This is a genomic window from Paenibacillus haidiansis (assembly GCF_036553665.1).
GTDB classification, from domain to species: Bacteria; Bacillota; Bacilli; order Paenibacillales; family Paenibacillaceae; genus Fontibacillus; species Fontibacillus haidiansis.
This window is the reverse complement of sequence record NZ_JAZHPZ010000013.1, coordinates 1-13,470: the sequence shown is the minus strand read 5'-3', so window position 1 is coordinate 13,470 and position 13,470 is coordinate 1. Positions and strand designations below refer to the sequence as shown.

Sequence of the window (13,470 nt, the reverse complement as noted above, 5' to 3'; positions counted from 1 at the left end):
TCGCCTTACCGCGTTCATGGAAATCGAATATAGACAATGATATAATAAACGAGATTTGGACGGCTTTTTAGGGAAATGGAATGGGAATGCCGTCGCAAGTGAAGACTGAGCAATAAAACCGGAGGGACAAAAACATGGGAAAATTGGTGATATGCGATCACCCCTTGATTCAACACAAATTGACATTTATCCGCGACATGCGGACCAACACGAAGGATTTCCGCGAGCTGGTGGATGAAGTGGCCACGCTGATGGCTTACGAGATTACGAGAGAAATTCCTTTGGAATCGATTAAAGTACAGACGCCGGTGGCCGAGGCCGAGTCGCGCGTCATTTCGGGCAGAATGCTGGGCCTGATTCCGATTCTTCGCGCAGGGCTGGGCATGCTGGACGGCGTGCTGAAATTGCTGCCGGCGGCCAAAGTGGGTCATGTGGGCCTCTTCCGCGATCCGAAGACCTTGCAGCCTGTCGAATATTACATTAAGCTGCCTACCGACGTACAGGAGCGCGAGCTGATCGTCATCGATCCGATGCTGGCGACGGGGGGATCGGCGATCGCGGCGATCGACGCCCTTAAGAAGCGCGGCTGCACGCAGATCAAGATGATGAATCTGATCGCCGCTCCCGAAGGGGTCAAAGCGGTTCAGGATGCACATCCGGACGTGGATATTTACGTGGCGGCCCTGGACGAGCGTCTGGACGATCACGGCTATATCATCCCTGGACTTGGCGATGCCGGCGACCGCTTGTATGGAACGAAATAAGAATCGATCAAGGAAGGGATACGGCTATGTCAAAAATTAAAGTAATGACGATTTTCGGCGTAAGGCCGGAAGCGATCAAGATGGCTCCGCTCATTCTGGAGCTGCAGAAGCATCCCGAGCATATCGAGTCCGTGGTCTGCGTTACGGCGCAGCACCGGGAGATGCTCGATCAGGTGCTGGATGTATTTCATATCGTCCCGGACTATGATCTTGATGTGATGAAGCCGAATCAAAGCCTGAACGAAATTTCGATCCGCGTGCTGGAAGGGCTTGAAAAAGTTCTCCGCGAGGCGAAGCCGGATATCGTGCTCGTCCACGGGGACACGCTGACGACGTTCCTGGCAAGCTATGCGGCATTTCTTCAGCAGATCAAGATTGGGCATGTGGAAGCAGGCCTTCGTACCTGGAACAAATTATCGCCCTATCCGGAAGAAATGAACCGGCAATTGACCGGCGTGCTGGCGGATCTGCATTTCGCGCCGACGGACTGGTCGGCGGGCAATTTGCTCACAGAGAATAAGCCGAAGTCAAGCATATATATCACAGGCAACACGGTAACGGATGTGTTTCAATATACAGTACAGCCGAACTACAACAATTCTGTGCTGGAGTGGGCCGCCGGAAAGCGGCTTATTCTTATGACCGCGCACCGGCGGGAATCGCAGGGTGCGCCGCATATGAATATTTTCCGGGCCGTCAAAAGGATTGCGGATGAATTTGAAGATGTGGCCATTTGCTATCCCGTTCATCCAAGCCCCGCGGTTAAAGAACCGGCGTATGAAACTTTGGGTGGCCATCCCCGTATTAAATTAATCGAGCCTTTGGATGTGGTGGATTTGCACAATTTTTACCCGCATACCCACCTTATCCTTACGGATTCCGGCGGTTTACAGGAAGAAGCGCCGTCTTTTGGCGTTCCTGTGCTTGTGCTTCGCGACACAACCGAACGCCCGGAAGGCATCGAAGCGGGGACGTTGGAACTCGTCGGCACAGATGAGGAGATGGTATATGAGCGGACAAAGGCGCTGCTCAGTGACAGCGAGCTTTATAATTCTATGAGTCGGGCCGCTAACCCGTACGGAGATGGAAAGGCTTCGGTAAGAATTGTCAATGCGATTTTGCACCATTTCGGAATTATTAGCGAGCGTCCAGAGCAATTTCACAAAAAGTTCACAAAGTAAGCAAAATAAGTTTTGCTCCCAGGCCCGAAAAAGTATACAGTATTACTGTATGGTGTACGCATTAGGGTCAGGATTTCAAGGTCGAATTTAACGTTTCACAACTTTAAATGACTAAAAAAGCTCAATTGACAAAAAGTCTTCACATTCAGTAAAATAAGTTGGGATTGCATGATGAATAAATCTGACAAAGAAGTAAAACCATGGGTAGTAGCCTCATATATAAGCGGAGCTGGTTTGCTGCTTGTAATTTACATCATGTCGGGTTTTCTCGTTTCCAAGTGGCTAGTGTCGCTTTTCGGGGCATCTCCGGTCTGGATTTCCGTTGGAAGTATTGCTGGCCTGTTCCTTGGGATGGCAAATATTATTGTTCTAATTTATAAGTTTATGGGGGAGAGAGATGGATGATTTGAATTCCATTGTCATGGCCGTATCCCGGATAACTTTCTTAATGTTATCCGTCTTGTTTCTTGGATGGGCTTTTCTCCCGGAGCACAGGCCTGTATGCATTGGATTGATTCTGGGCCTGACAGTTGGATTGGTTTATGTCCGTTTCTTGTCAGGCAAGGTACGGGGGCTAGTAAACCTCGTAGTCAGCCAGGAGAAGAAGCGCTACAGTTTCGGGTTTGTTACTAGAATTTGTCTGGTTTTTGTGACAGTTATGATTGCGGCGAAACTCGAACAGGTCTCTATGATCAGTACAATTATCGGTCTTTTTGTTCCGCAGATTCTGACCATACCGGCAAGCATAGTAATCAGCCTCCGAAACAAGTCTTGACTAGCTTAAAGAGTGGAAAGGGGTGAGTACGAACACATGCATGAAGCACCGATAATCGACCTTGGTGGATTCAATCTGGATCTCTCTGCCGTTCTTATGCTGTTTGTCAGCTGCGCTATAGTTTTTGTGCTTTGCAGACTGGCTACCAGAAATTTGTCGGTTGAGAATCCGGGTAAGCTTCAAAATTTTATGGAATGGGTAGTGGAATTCGTTCAAGGGATCGTCGGAAGTGCCATGGATCTGAAGAAAGGGAAACCTTATATCACTCTGGGTTTGACGCTGATCCTTTTTATTTTCGTATCGAATTTGTTAGGCTTGCCGATGGGAATCATCACGGAGGCTCATCAGCCTGAAACCATTTTCGGACATGTTATTGAAGCGACGCGTAATCTCAGTCACGGAGAGCACGCCGAAATTCTCTGGTGGAAATCTCCAACGGCCGATATTTCTGTTACTGCCGGATTGGCAATCATCGTCTTCTTCCTGATGAACTTCCTGGGATTGAAATACAACCGGAAGCACTATCTCAGACACTATATCGAACCGTTCCCGATCTTTCTCCCGCTGAATATTATCGAGAACCTGGCGAAGCCAGTCGCACTGGCGATCCGGTTGTTCGCAAATATCTTTGCCGGTGAGGTTCTGATCACGGTCATTCTGAAAATGGGCTATCTGGGTATCCCGTTCATGGGGGTTTGGCAAGGATTCAGTATCTTTGTCGGCGCGCTCCAGGCCTACATTTTTACGATATTGACCATGGTATACATCGCTCAGACAACGGTTCACGAAGAAGAGAGTCATTAATAAACTCAAGAGCAGGTCTATACGACTTACTCGAAGAGGTATATTATATCAACCATCAAATTGACCAATATTAAGGAGGAAAATTTAATGAATTTTTTGGCAGCAGCTATAGCAGTTGGTTTGGGTGCACTTGGCGCAGGTCTTGGTAACGGTATGATCGTAAGCAGAACAGTAGAATCGATCGCCCGTCAGCCTGAAGCTCGCGGTCCATTGCAAACTACAATGTTCATCGGGGTAGGTATCGTGGAAGTTGTGCCGTTGGCCGCTACCGTTATCGCGTTCCTGATCATGTTCTCTTAATAAATAGCTACGGTTTGGCGGGGAGGGCCGATGCCATCCGCGCCTTCGTTTTATAGGTTAATAGTATAATGCAGTGCTAGTGCAAGTTGTAGCTAATGGAAAGGAGTGACATCGGTGAACGTCCTATGGGAAAATATTGTAATTACCATGATTGCTTTTGGTATTCTCTATTGGCTGCTCAGCAAATTCGCATTCGGTAAACTGTTCGCGATCATGGAACAGCGTCGTGAGCTGGTGCGGACCCAATTGGAAGAGGCGCAGCAAACCAGAGAGCAAGCTGCTGTATATGTTGAAGAGCAGAAGGAAGCGCTGAAGCAAGCCCGTCAGGAAGCATTCGAAATTATCGAACAATCCAAACAGAGCAGCAGCAAGCAAGCCAAGGATTTGCTGGAACAGGCTAAGATAGATACGATTCGGATGAAGAATGAAGCTGTACGTGACATTGAAAGCGAGAGAATGAAAGCGGTTGAAGCCTTGCGCGGTGAAATCGGCGCTTTCTCCGTCGATATTGCTTCCAAGCTGATCGAGCGTGAAGTGGAAAGCAATCCTGCCGAGCAAGAGAAGCTGGTAAACCAATACCTGAAAGAAGTAGGTAGTAAATCATGAGTCGGGAAACGGTGGTTGCCAGCAGATACGCAAGGGCGCTGTACGAGATTTCCGGACAGGAAGGCCGAACCCTTGAGGTCGAGCAGGAGCTGAAGGCCCTGATTGAAGTTCTGCATAACGAAACTGACATTCAACAGTTTATTCTAAGTCCCAAAATTTCGACTTCCAAAAAATGGGAAGTGATACGGAGCGGTTTGGAAGGGAAACTTTCACAGCCCGTGGTTTCTCTTGTGAAAATGCTTATCGATCGGGGGAGAATCGAGATTTTGCCCGAACTCCTAACGAGCTACACCAAAATTACGGGGGAAGCGCTGGGCCTGGCAGACGCGTTGGTGTACAGTACTTACCCGCTAAGTGATGGCGAGAAGCAAGAGCTGGCGGCAGAATTTGGCGTGCTTGTCGGCAAGAAAATTCGTATCATTAACGAAGTGGATAAGGAATTGTTAGGCGGAATCAAAGTCAGAATCGGCGATACATTGTATGACGGAAGTTTGTCCGGCAAGCTGGAACGGCTTGAGAAGTCTTTTCGAAGACAAGCACTGTAGATAGGGGTGAAACACTTGAGTATCAGACCTGAAGAGATCAGTTCACTGATTAAAAGTCAGATCGAACAATATAAATCGGAAATTGAAGTGGCCGAAGTAGGCACCGTTATTCAAGTTGGTGACGGTATCGCCCGTGTTCACGGACTTGAGAACGCCATGGCCAACGAATTGCTTGAGTTTGAAAATGGCGTATTCGGCCTTGCGCTGAACCTGGAAGAAAGCAATGTCGGCGTCGTTATTCTCGGACCGTACAACGAAATCCGCGAAGGAGACCAAGTGAAACGGACGGGACAAATTATGCAGGTGCCCGTCGGCGAAGCGCTGCTCGGCCGCGTTGTCAATCCGCTCGGTCAACCGGTGGACGGCAAAGGCCCGATCGCGACGACGGAATTCCGTCCTGTCGAAAACAACGCTCCGGGCGTTATCGACCGGAAATCGGTGCACGAGCCGATGCAAACCGGGATCAAGGCGATCGACTCGATGGTTCCGATCGGCCGCGGCCAACGCGAGCTGATCATCGGCGACCGCCAAACCGGTAAAACGACGATCGCCATCGACACGATCATCAACCAAAAGGGCAATGGCGTGAAATGTATTTACGTCGCTATCGGCCAAAAGCAATCCACAGTCGTCAACGTAGTGGAAACGCTGCGCCGTCATGGAGCGCTCGACTATACGATCGTCGTAACCGCTTCCGCTTCCGAACCGGCTCCGCTCCTGTACATCGCGCCTTATGCCGGTGTTGCGATGGCGGAATATTTCATGTACAAAGGCGAGCATGTCCTCATTATTTATGACGACTTGTCCAAACAAGCGGCCGCTTACCGCGAATTGTCCTTGCTGCTCCGCCGTCCTCCGGGCCGCGAAGCATTCCCGGGCGATGTATTCTACCTGCACTCCCGGCTTTTGGAACGCGCGGCGAAGCTGAGCGACGAGCTCGGCGGCGGTTCGATTACCGCGCTGCCGTTTATCGAAACGCAAGCTTCGGACGTATCCGCTTATATCCCGACCAACGTAATTTCCATTACGGACGGTCAAATCTTCCTGGAGTCCGACCTGTTCTATTCCGGTCAACGTCCGGCGATCAACGTCGGTATTTCCGTATCCCGGGTAGGGGGCTCCGCGCAAATCAAGGCGATGAAGAAGGTTGCCGGTACGCTCCGTCTAGACTTGGCCCAATACCGCGAGCTTCAAGCGTTCTCCCAATTCGGTTCCGACCTCGACAAGTCGACGCAAGCGCGTTTGACCCGTGGTTCCCGAATGATGGAAATCCTGAAGCAAGGCGTCAATCAGCCGTTGCCGGTCGAAGAGCAAGTCATCAGCCTCTATACGGCGGTTAAAGGCTACCTGGACGACATCGCGCTTGGCGATGTGCGTCGTTTTGAAGCCGAGTTCCTGTCGTTCGTGAAGAGCCAGCACGATGATGTGCTGCAATCGATTCGCGACACGAAGGATCTTGTCGCCGACAATGAAACGAAACTGAAGGAAGCCATCGAGAAGTTCAAGAAGGGCTTTGCGGCTTCCGTATAACGATAAAGCATAAACCGGCTCTGGCTTTTGCCGGAACGCCGGTTTGTGATTATGATGATTAAACTTTGACTTGCGTCAAAGTTAAGCTAATGCTTACGAAGTAGTTTTGGCTATGCCAAAACTTGAAGATTATGCTTTCGAAGTAACTTTGGCTCCGCCAAAGTTTTGAGGTGGTGAAATCATGGCAAAAGGGATACGCGAGATTAAACGCCAGATCAAGAGCGTTCAGAATACCCGTCAAATCACGAAGGCGATGGAGATGGTGGCTTCGTCCAAGCTGAGAAAAGCGCAGGAAAAAGCGCAGGCTTCCCGTCCTTATGTTGAAAAACTGAAGGAAGTGGTGTCGAGCATCGCAGCCGGAACGAACGGCGTCTCTCATCCTATGCTGGTTTCGCGTAAGGTTAAACGCACCGCGTACATCGTGATCACTTCCGACGGCGGTCTGGTCGGCGGCTACAATGCGAACATGCTTCGACTTGTTTCCGATACGCTGAAAAGCAAGCATGCCTCCACGGAGGAGTACGGCCTGTTTGTGGTTGGACGTAAAGGACGCGACTATTTTACCCGCCGGGATCTCCCGGTGGTGCAGTCCGTGACCGATCTGTCCGATACGCCGAGATTTGCGGACATCAAATCGCTCGCATACGCGGCGGTTCAAGGATTCGAGCTGGAAGAGTATGATGAGGTATATCTGTGCTACAGCAAGTTTATTAACGCGATTACCCAAAGACCGACTGTGGACCGCCTGCTTCCATTCGATAATGTGGAGCATCATGGCGTTACGGCCGAGTATGAATATGAGCCTTCCCCGGAAGGGGTGTTGGAGGTATTGTTGCCGAAATATGCCGAAACATTGATTTTCAGCGCGCTTCTTGAAGGTAAAGCCAGTGAGTTGGGCGCCAAAATGACGGCAATGGGCAGTGCGACCAAAAATGCGACAAAATTGATCAACGAACTGACCCTGACTTACAACCGGGCACGCCAGGCGGCTATTACCCAGGAAATTACGGAAATTGTCGCAGGGGCAAACGCACAAGGCTGAAAAAGCTTGTAATTTGGGGAAACTTGGTGCCGGGAATCCGCGGGAACGAATTCCGCGCGAGTCCTGTCGCAAAGCTCATGGAATCAAATAGGAGGTAACAAAAGATGAACAAAGGACGCGTTGTTAGCGTAATGGGTCCGGTAGTTGACATCGAATTTGGCCGTGGCCAATTACCGGATATTAATAATGCCATTAGAATTGTGAAACAAGACGCGCAGGATGGTTCGGGCGATCTGATGTTGGAAGCGTCCAATCATCTTGGCGACAACCTGGTTCGCTGTATCGCGATGTCCTCGACGGACGGTCTGGTACGGGGAACAGAGGCCGAAGATTTGGGCGCACCGATTTCCGTTCCAGTAGGTCAGGGAACGTTAGGCCGGGTATTTAACGTACTCGGAGAAACGATCGACAATAAAGGTCAAATCGAAACGACAGTACGCAATCCGATTCACCGCGAACCTCCGAAGTTTGAAGACTTGTCGACTCAATCCGAAATTTTGGAGACAGGGATCAAAGTTATCGACTTGCTCGCCCCATATGCAAAAGGCGGTAAAATCGGTCTGTTCGGCGGTGCCGGCGTAGGCAAAACGGTAGCGATTCAGGAATTGATTCATAACATTGCACAAGAGCATGGCGGTATTTCGGTATTTGCCGGCGTAGGGGAACGTACCCGTGAAGGGAATGACCTCTATATGGAAATGACTGAGTCCGGCGTTATTCAAAAAACGGCGATGGTATTCGGTCAAATGAACGAACCTCCAGGTGCTCGTCTGCGGGTAGCTCTGACGGGGCTGACGATGGCCGAATATTTCCGCGATCAAGAAGGCCGCGACGTGCTCTTGTTTATCGACAATATTTTCCGGTTCACGCAAGCAGGTTCCGAAGTATCGGCCTTGCTCGGACGGATGCCGTCCGCGGTAGGTTACCAGCCTACGCTTGCGACGGAAATGGGCCAACTGCAAGAACGGATCACCTCGACGAAGAAAGGTTCCGTTACATCGATTCAAGCGATTTACGTCCCTGCGGATGACTATACCGACCCGGCTCCGGCGACTACGTTTGCTCACCTTGACGCAACGACAAACCTGGAGCGTAAAATTTCCGAGAAAGGGATTTTCCCTGCCGTGGATCCGCTGGCTTCCAGCTCCCGGATTCTGACTCCGGAAATCGTCGGAGAAGAACATTACAATGTTGCTCAAGGCGTTAAGCAATTGCTGGCGCGTTATAAAGAGCTGCAAGATATTATCGCCATCCTGGGTATGGACGAATTGTCCGAAGACGACAAGTTGATCGTTTCCCGTGCCCGTAAGGTTGAACGTTTCCTGTCTCAGCCGTTTAACGTTGCCGAACAGTTTACCGGCCTTAAAGGGAAGTACGTACCGATCTCCGAAACCGTACGCAGCTTCAAAGAAATTTTGGACGGCAAGCACGACGATCTTCCGGAAGCGGCCTTCCTCTTCGTCGGACCGATTGAAGAAGCCGTTGAGAAGGCGAAGACGCTGTAAGTAGCACCGCGAAAGACGGATGCTTCAGAAATGAACGTCCCACGAACAGGAGGGATGAAAGTGAGCACCTTTTTATTGGAGATTGTCACACCGGAGCACGTAGTGTTCTCCCGGCAGGTAGAAAGCCTGTCTGTCCGGGGAGTGGAAGGTGAACTCGGCATCCTGCCGGGGCATATTCCGTTTGTTACCCCTTTGCAGGTAGCTCCGATCGTGATCAAATCCGAGGGGAAAACCCAAACGATCGCTGTTCACGGCGGATTTATCGAAGTCCAGGGAGAGAAGACGATCCTGCTGGCGGAGAGCGCCGAGCTGCCTGAGGAGATCGATCTCGAGCGGGCGATCGCGGCCCGGGAACGCGCCGAACGCAGATTGTCCGCGACCGTTCAGGACCGGATCGATCACCGTCGTGCCGAACTGGCATTGCAAAGAGCGGTCACGCGGATTAAGGTATCGAGCCGTTCCAAGGAATAGGCGAAGATGCATCAAGCCGGCACCCATGGGTGCCGGCTTTTGTCATTTTTTGCACCGGGCTAAATAAATGCGAAAAACGGACGAAAAATGTTGATATAAACCCCGGGAAGGAATTGCAATACTGTAGATCGAACATATTATTAACAACTATGCAGGACTGGACAATAAGCAAAAGGACATGCTGCGAAAGAAGCAAATCTGCCGATAGATGATATTGGAAGCCCTTGCAGACGAAAGAAACACTGGATTATTGTCTCGCAGGCAAGTATGATATATAGGGTCTATATTTTTACATTGTTTTATCCGATATAATTTAGGGACGTTATATTAACCGATTGGGTACTTGCGGCATAAATATAACGTGACAGGGAGGAAATCCATGTGAACCCGGTCGAGTCCATACCCGCAGCGGTCGGAGTCAACGGCCTAACGGCGATTCTCGTGTCGCTGGCATGTATCGCCCTGTCTTGGTGGGCGCTGCAAAACCTCAAGCTGGATTTGATCATCCGCCATCCGAAGGGACCGCAAGGAAAGCTGCTGCACTTGCTGTTGGCCATCTGTCTCGGACGGTTCGTCGCGGCCTTCGTGCTGGATTATTGGGGATACACGCAAATGCTGCGCTATATGTTTTAATTACTAAGTCTTTGGTTATATCTGTGTTAGACTATGAGGACAAGAGAATGTCGAATAACATCAAAACATTGTGTCAACAATGGTGAATAAGGATGAACGAAACGTAATAATGATCCTGGCTTAAAGAGAGTGCCGTTTCCGAGGAAAAACTCCACTTTTCGACAGGTTTAGAGCCTTGTGCGCCTCAAATGACCGATGATATGATGAAATTTAGGGGAAATGGTGAAAATGAACGCGCGGAGGGAACCAAGATGAGCAAATTTATCGTCCGCGGTGGCAATGTTTTGGCCGGGAACGTTAAAGTAAGCGGAGCTAAAAATTCAGTGCTGCCGATCATTGCAGCATCCTTGCTGGGCGAGGAAGGCGTAAGTGTAATCCACGACGCTCCTCCATTGGATGATGTAATGACCATTAATAAAGTATTGGAATCGCTAGGAGCGAGCATTACATACGACCGCGAAGTCATTACGGTCGATGCGAAGGTCATCTCCTCCTGTGAAGCGCCGTACGAATTGGTACGGAAAATGCGGGCGTCTTTTCTCGTCATGGGTCCTTTATTGACCCGAATGGGGTACACCCGAATTTCGCTCCCCGGAGGCTGCGCCATTGGTACAAGACCGATTGACCAGCATTTGAAGGGCTTTGAAGCGATGGGTGCCGAAATTAATTTGGGCCAGGGCTTCATTGAAGCAAAATCCCAAGGCCGTTTGCGCGGAGCGAAAATTTACCTCGACGTTGCCAGCGTAGGGGCTACGGAAAACATTATGATGGCGGCTACACTGGCCGAAGGCACGACCGTGATCGAGAACGCGGCCAAGGAACCGGAAATCGTCGATCTGGCCAACTACTTGAACGGCATGGGTGCGATCGTCCGCGGGGCCGGTACCGGCATAATCCGGATCGAAGGCGTGGAGAAGCTTCACGGCGTAGAGCACACCGTTATCCCTGACCGCATCGAAGCGGGAACATTCATGACCGCGGCCGCAATGACCGGCGGGAACGTATTTATTGAAGGAGCGATCGCCGACCATCTCGGACCGATTATTTCCAAGCTGGAAGAAATGGGCGTACGCGTGGATACATTCGAGAACGGAGTGCGAGTCATCGCCGACAAGCCGCTGAAGGCGGTCGATGTCAAAACCTTGCCGTACCCGGGATTCCCGACGGATATGCAGGCGCAAATGATGGCGCTGCTGCTCGCGTCGGAAGGCACAAGCGTCGTTACGGAGACCGTGTTTGAGAACCGGTTTATGCATGTGGACCAATTCCGCTTAATGAATGCGGAGATTAAAGTGGAAGGCCGAAGCGCCATCGTGACCGGCGGCGCCAAATTGAGCGGAGCGAAGGTTTGCGCGACGGACCTGCGGGCCGGGGCCGCCCTGATCATTGCCGGGCTTGCCGCCGACGGGACGACCGAAGTAAGCGGAACGCATCACATTGACCGCGGTTATGTCAACCTGGCCGAAAAATTGTCCGGACTCGGCGCCGACATCTGGCGCATTTCCGAAGGCAAAGAAGCCGTTCCGGAAACGGGCAAAGTACCCGTTATGGTTCAGGAGGAATTGCCGCTGCTCAAAATTCAGCCCACTTGGGCTTAATTGAAAACGGAAGCAAGGGTTTAGTTGCCCTATTTAAATCAGAAAACGTAAGGCCATGCCGAGGAGGCGTGGTCTTTTTTGCGGTTTGCGAGTCCTCTTCACGGTGGGCAATTTAAATATATGCAGGATTATTTAATTGAATACGCTTACATATTTTGGGATTCACCTGTCTTAACGCGACCGGGTACTAAAAGCCTGCAATTGTGCATCTTTTTCGGTTCGTTAGGGGTAGCCGAAGGCGATTCCTGCAAAAGTGCATGAATTTTTGCACTGAAGTAGCTTTGGAGGATGGCGGAAGGGAAATAGCTGTATTTTCCTCTAGGCCCCCTAAATAAACTGGAGTCCTCCCCTACAAGGATTTACAATGGAAATAAGGGAGAGGATTAAGTTATGGGAAAAGCCAAAGATGAATTTCGTTTAAAGGTAGTAAGAGAAGCTTTATCTGGTATTAAAGTGGGGGTGCTTGCCCGGTCGTATGACCTGCACCCGGAAACCATTCGGACCTGGATCCGAACATACCGAGATCAGATAACGGATATAGAAACTTCACTGCCTGACCAACACCTTCAAGAGCTCAAACGACTTCAAGAGATTGAAGAGAAATACGAAAAAGCTATGAAAGTGCTCGGCGAGAAAGAACTCGAAAATGAGATCCTACGGGAACTCGTAAAAAAGAAAAACCCCGCTTATCTGAAAAACTTGAAGTAGCAGAACCATTCATTAAGCGGGGTGAACCAACAGCTGTAGTTCTGCGGATTTTGGAAATTGCCGAATCGACCTACTACGATCGGAAAAAGAGGACTTCTACCCCAAAGGCTGAGCCGTCACCTGCAGGCAAACGCGGGCGCCCTACACCTGGATACTCTCTAAGCATAACGGGGATCCCCATTAGCGATGAGCAGATCAAAGAGTGGCTCCTTGAGCTACTTGAAGGCGAAGAACATGTCTACGGCTATAAACTGTTGGGCCAGTGCATTCGTGATGTTCACCAAGTCATAATTAATAAGAAGAAAACGTACCGCCTTTGCAAAGAACTCGGCATTCTGCAAAAAGCTCGAAAGCACGTTCCATCGCACCCGCGCACTCTCCCAAAGAACCGATTCATAACCGGTTCCAATCAGTTGTGGCAAATGGACATCAAATACGGATACGTTATAGGACAGAAGCGATTTTTCTTTGTTCTTAGCATTATCGATGTATTTGACCGCGTGATAGTCGGACAATATCGCGGGCGAACCTGCGAAGCCAAGCATGCCGTTCAAACGCTTTTATATGCCATAGAGTGCCGCATTCAGCCTGGTGAAACATTACCTGTGATCCGGACGGACAACGGGCCTCAATTTGTAAGCAAGTTGTTTGGAGATACCTGTGAGAGCTTAGGGATGGCCCATGAGCGAATTCCCCCACGGACTCCAAATATGAATGCCTACATCGAATCGTTTCATAGCATACTGGAACGTAACTTGTTTAGTAGACGAGAATTCATGACGTTTGAAGAGGCGTTTGAAACGCTTGATCAATATATGGACTTTTATAATTATCGAAGAATGCATGGTAGCTTGAAGCGTATGGCACCAATGAAGTTTTCGTCATGGGTGAAGACGCTAAAGGATACCACTAAGTTCCATAAATCGATGTAAACACGTAAGAAAATAAGCAATACTGCGTTTACAATAAACTTGTAGGTCAGGACTCCGGATTTAAGGGGCCCAGCCG

General features: G+C 50.0%; 15 protein-coding genes. All 15 read left to right on the top strand.

Annotated elements, in window-relative coordinates; translation table 11 throughout:
* The first annotated feature begins 134 nt into the window (after positions 1-134).
* On the top strand, positions 135-764 hold the full coding sequence (gene upp / locus V3851_RS20355; protein ID WP_331848400.1) for a uracil phosphoribosyltransferase: 630 nt from the start codon (positions 135-137) through the stop codon (positions 762-764).
* Between the two features lie 26 nt (positions 765-790).
* A complete protein-coding gene (wecB, locus tag V3851_RS20350) occupies positions 791-1,945 on the top strand; it encodes a non-hydrolyzing UDP-N-acetylglucosamine 2-epimerase (RefSeq protein WP_331848399.1) in 1,155 nt (384 codons plus the stop codon).
* 397 nt (positions 1,946-2,342) lie between these two features.
* A complete protein-coding gene (locus V3851_RS20345; RefSeq protein WP_331848398.1) occupies positions 2,343-2,720 on the top strand; it encodes an ATP synthase subunit I in 378 nt (125 codons plus the stop codon).
* Positions 2,721-2,756: 36 nt separating this feature from the next.
* A complete protein-coding gene (gene atpB, locus V3851_RS20340) occupies positions 2,757-3,524 on the top strand; it encodes a F0F1 ATP synthase subunit A (RefSeq protein WP_331848397.1) in 768 nt (255 codons plus the stop codon).
* Positions 3,525-3,611: 87 nt separating this feature from the next.
* Positions 3,612-3,824, top strand: a complete 213-nt coding sequence (gene atpE, locus V3851_RS20335) for a F0F1 ATP synthase subunit C (RefSeq protein ID WP_068778920.1) — start codon at positions 3,612-3,614, stop codon at positions 3,822-3,824.
* Positions 3,825-3,938: 114 nt separating this feature from the next.
* Positions 3,939-4,430, top strand: a complete 492-nt coding sequence (gene atpF / locus V3851_RS20330; RefSeq protein ID WP_331848396.1) for a F0F1 ATP synthase subunit B — start codon at positions 3,939-3,941, stop codon at positions 4,428-4,430.
* On the top strand, positions 4,427-4,975 hold the full coding sequence (locus V3851_RS20325) for a F0F1 ATP synthase subunit delta (RefSeq protein WP_331848395.1): 549 nt from the start codon (positions 4,427-4,429) through the stop codon (positions 4,973-4,975). The genes atpF and V3851_RS20325 overlap by 4 nt, the downstream gene beginning before the upstream one ends.
* A gap of 15 nt (positions 4,976-4,990) precedes the next feature.
* The gene (gene atpA / locus V3851_RS20320) at positions 4,991-6,505 is read left to right on the top strand and encodes a F0F1 ATP synthase subunit alpha (protein WP_331848394.1); all 1,515 of its coding nucleotides are present in this window, start codon (positions 4,991-4,993) and stop codon (positions 6,503-6,505) included.
* 181 nt (positions 6,506-6,686) lie between these two features.
* Positions 6,687-7,547: an ATP synthase F1 subunit gamma gene (gene atpG, locus V3851_RS20315; protein ID WP_331848393.1), complete on the top strand. Its 861-nt coding sequence runs from the start codon at positions 6,687-6,689 to the stop codon at positions 7,545-7,547.
* Positions 7,548-7,651: 104 nt separating this feature from the next.
* On the top strand, positions 7,652-9,052 hold the full coding sequence (gene atpD, locus V3851_RS20310) for a F0F1 ATP synthase subunit beta (protein WP_331848392.1): 1,401 nt from the start codon (positions 7,652-7,654) through the stop codon (positions 9,050-9,052).
* A gap of 60 nt (positions 9,053-9,112) precedes the next feature.
* Positions 9,113-9,523: a F0F1 ATP synthase subunit epsilon gene (locus V3851_RS20305; RefSeq protein WP_331848391.1), complete on the top strand. Its 411-nt coding sequence runs from the start codon at positions 9,113-9,115 to the stop codon at positions 9,521-9,523.
* A gap of 381 nt (positions 9,524-9,904) precedes the next feature.
* On the top strand, positions 9,905-10,156 hold the full coding sequence (locus tag V3851_RS20300; RefSeq protein ID WP_331848390.1) for a DUF1146 family protein: 252 nt from the start codon (positions 9,905-9,907) through the stop codon (positions 10,154-10,156).
* 251 nt (positions 10,157-10,407) lie between these two features.
* Entirely contained in the window at positions 10,408-11,754 is a 1,347-nt protein-coding gene (murA, locus tag V3851_RS20295; protein WP_331848389.1) for a UDP-N-acetylglucosamine 1-carboxyvinyltransferase, read from the top strand.
* A gap of 390 nt (positions 11,755-12,144) precedes the next feature.
* On the top strand, positions 12,145-12,462 hold the full coding sequence (locus V3851_RS20290; protein ID WP_331848388.1) for a transposase: 318 nt from the start codon (positions 12,145-12,147) through the stop codon (positions 12,460-12,462).
* 11 nt (positions 12,463-12,473) lie between these two features.
* On the top strand, positions 12,474-13,394 hold the full coding sequence (locus tag V3851_RS20285) for an IS3 family transposase (RefSeq protein ID WP_331848502.1): 921 nt from the start codon (positions 12,474-12,476) through the stop codon (positions 13,392-13,394).
* Positions 13,395-13,470: the final 76 nt, after the last annotated feature.

What these genes read in the sequence shown, in the direction of transcription:
- upp (WP_331848400.1), top strand. Translation starts at nt 135, where the DNA reads ATGGGAAAATTGGTGATATGCGATCACCCCTTGATTCAACACAAATTG.
- wecB (WP_331848399.1), top strand. Translation starts at nt 791, where the DNA reads ATGTCAAAAATTAAAGTAATGACGATTTTCGGCGTAAGGCCGGAAGCG.
- V3851_RS20345 (WP_331848398.1), top strand. Translation starts at nt 2,343, where the DNA reads ATGGATGATTTGAATTCCATTGTCATGGCCGTATCCCGGATAACTTTC.
- atpB (WP_331848397.1), top strand. Translation starts at nt 2,757, where the DNA reads ATGCATGAAGCACCGATAATCGACCTTGGTGGATTCAATCTGGATCTC.
- atpE (WP_068778920.1), top strand. Translation starts at nt 3,612, where the DNA reads ATGAATTTTTTGGCAGCAGCTATAGCAGTTGGTTTGGGTGCACTTGGC.
- V3851_RS20325 (WP_331848395.1), top strand. Translation starts at nt 4,427, where the DNA reads ATGAGTCGGGAAACGGTGGTTGCCAGCAGATACGCAAGGGCGCTGTAC.
- atpG (WP_331848393.1), top strand. Translation starts at nt 6,687, where the DNA reads ATGGCAAAAGGGATACGCGAGATTAAACGCCAGATCAAGAGCGTTCAG.
- atpD (WP_331848392.1), top strand. Translation starts at nt 7,652, where the DNA reads ATGAACAAAGGACGCGTTGTTAGCGTAATGGGTCCGGTAGTTGACATC.
- murA (WP_331848389.1), top strand. Translation starts at nt 10,408, where the DNA reads ATGAGCAAATTTATCGTCCGCGGTGGCAATGTTTTGGCCGGGAACGTT.
- V3851_RS20290 (WP_331848388.1), top strand. Translation starts at nt 12,145, where the DNA reads ATGGGAAAAGCCAAAGATGAATTTCGTTTAAAGGTAGTAAGAGAAGCT.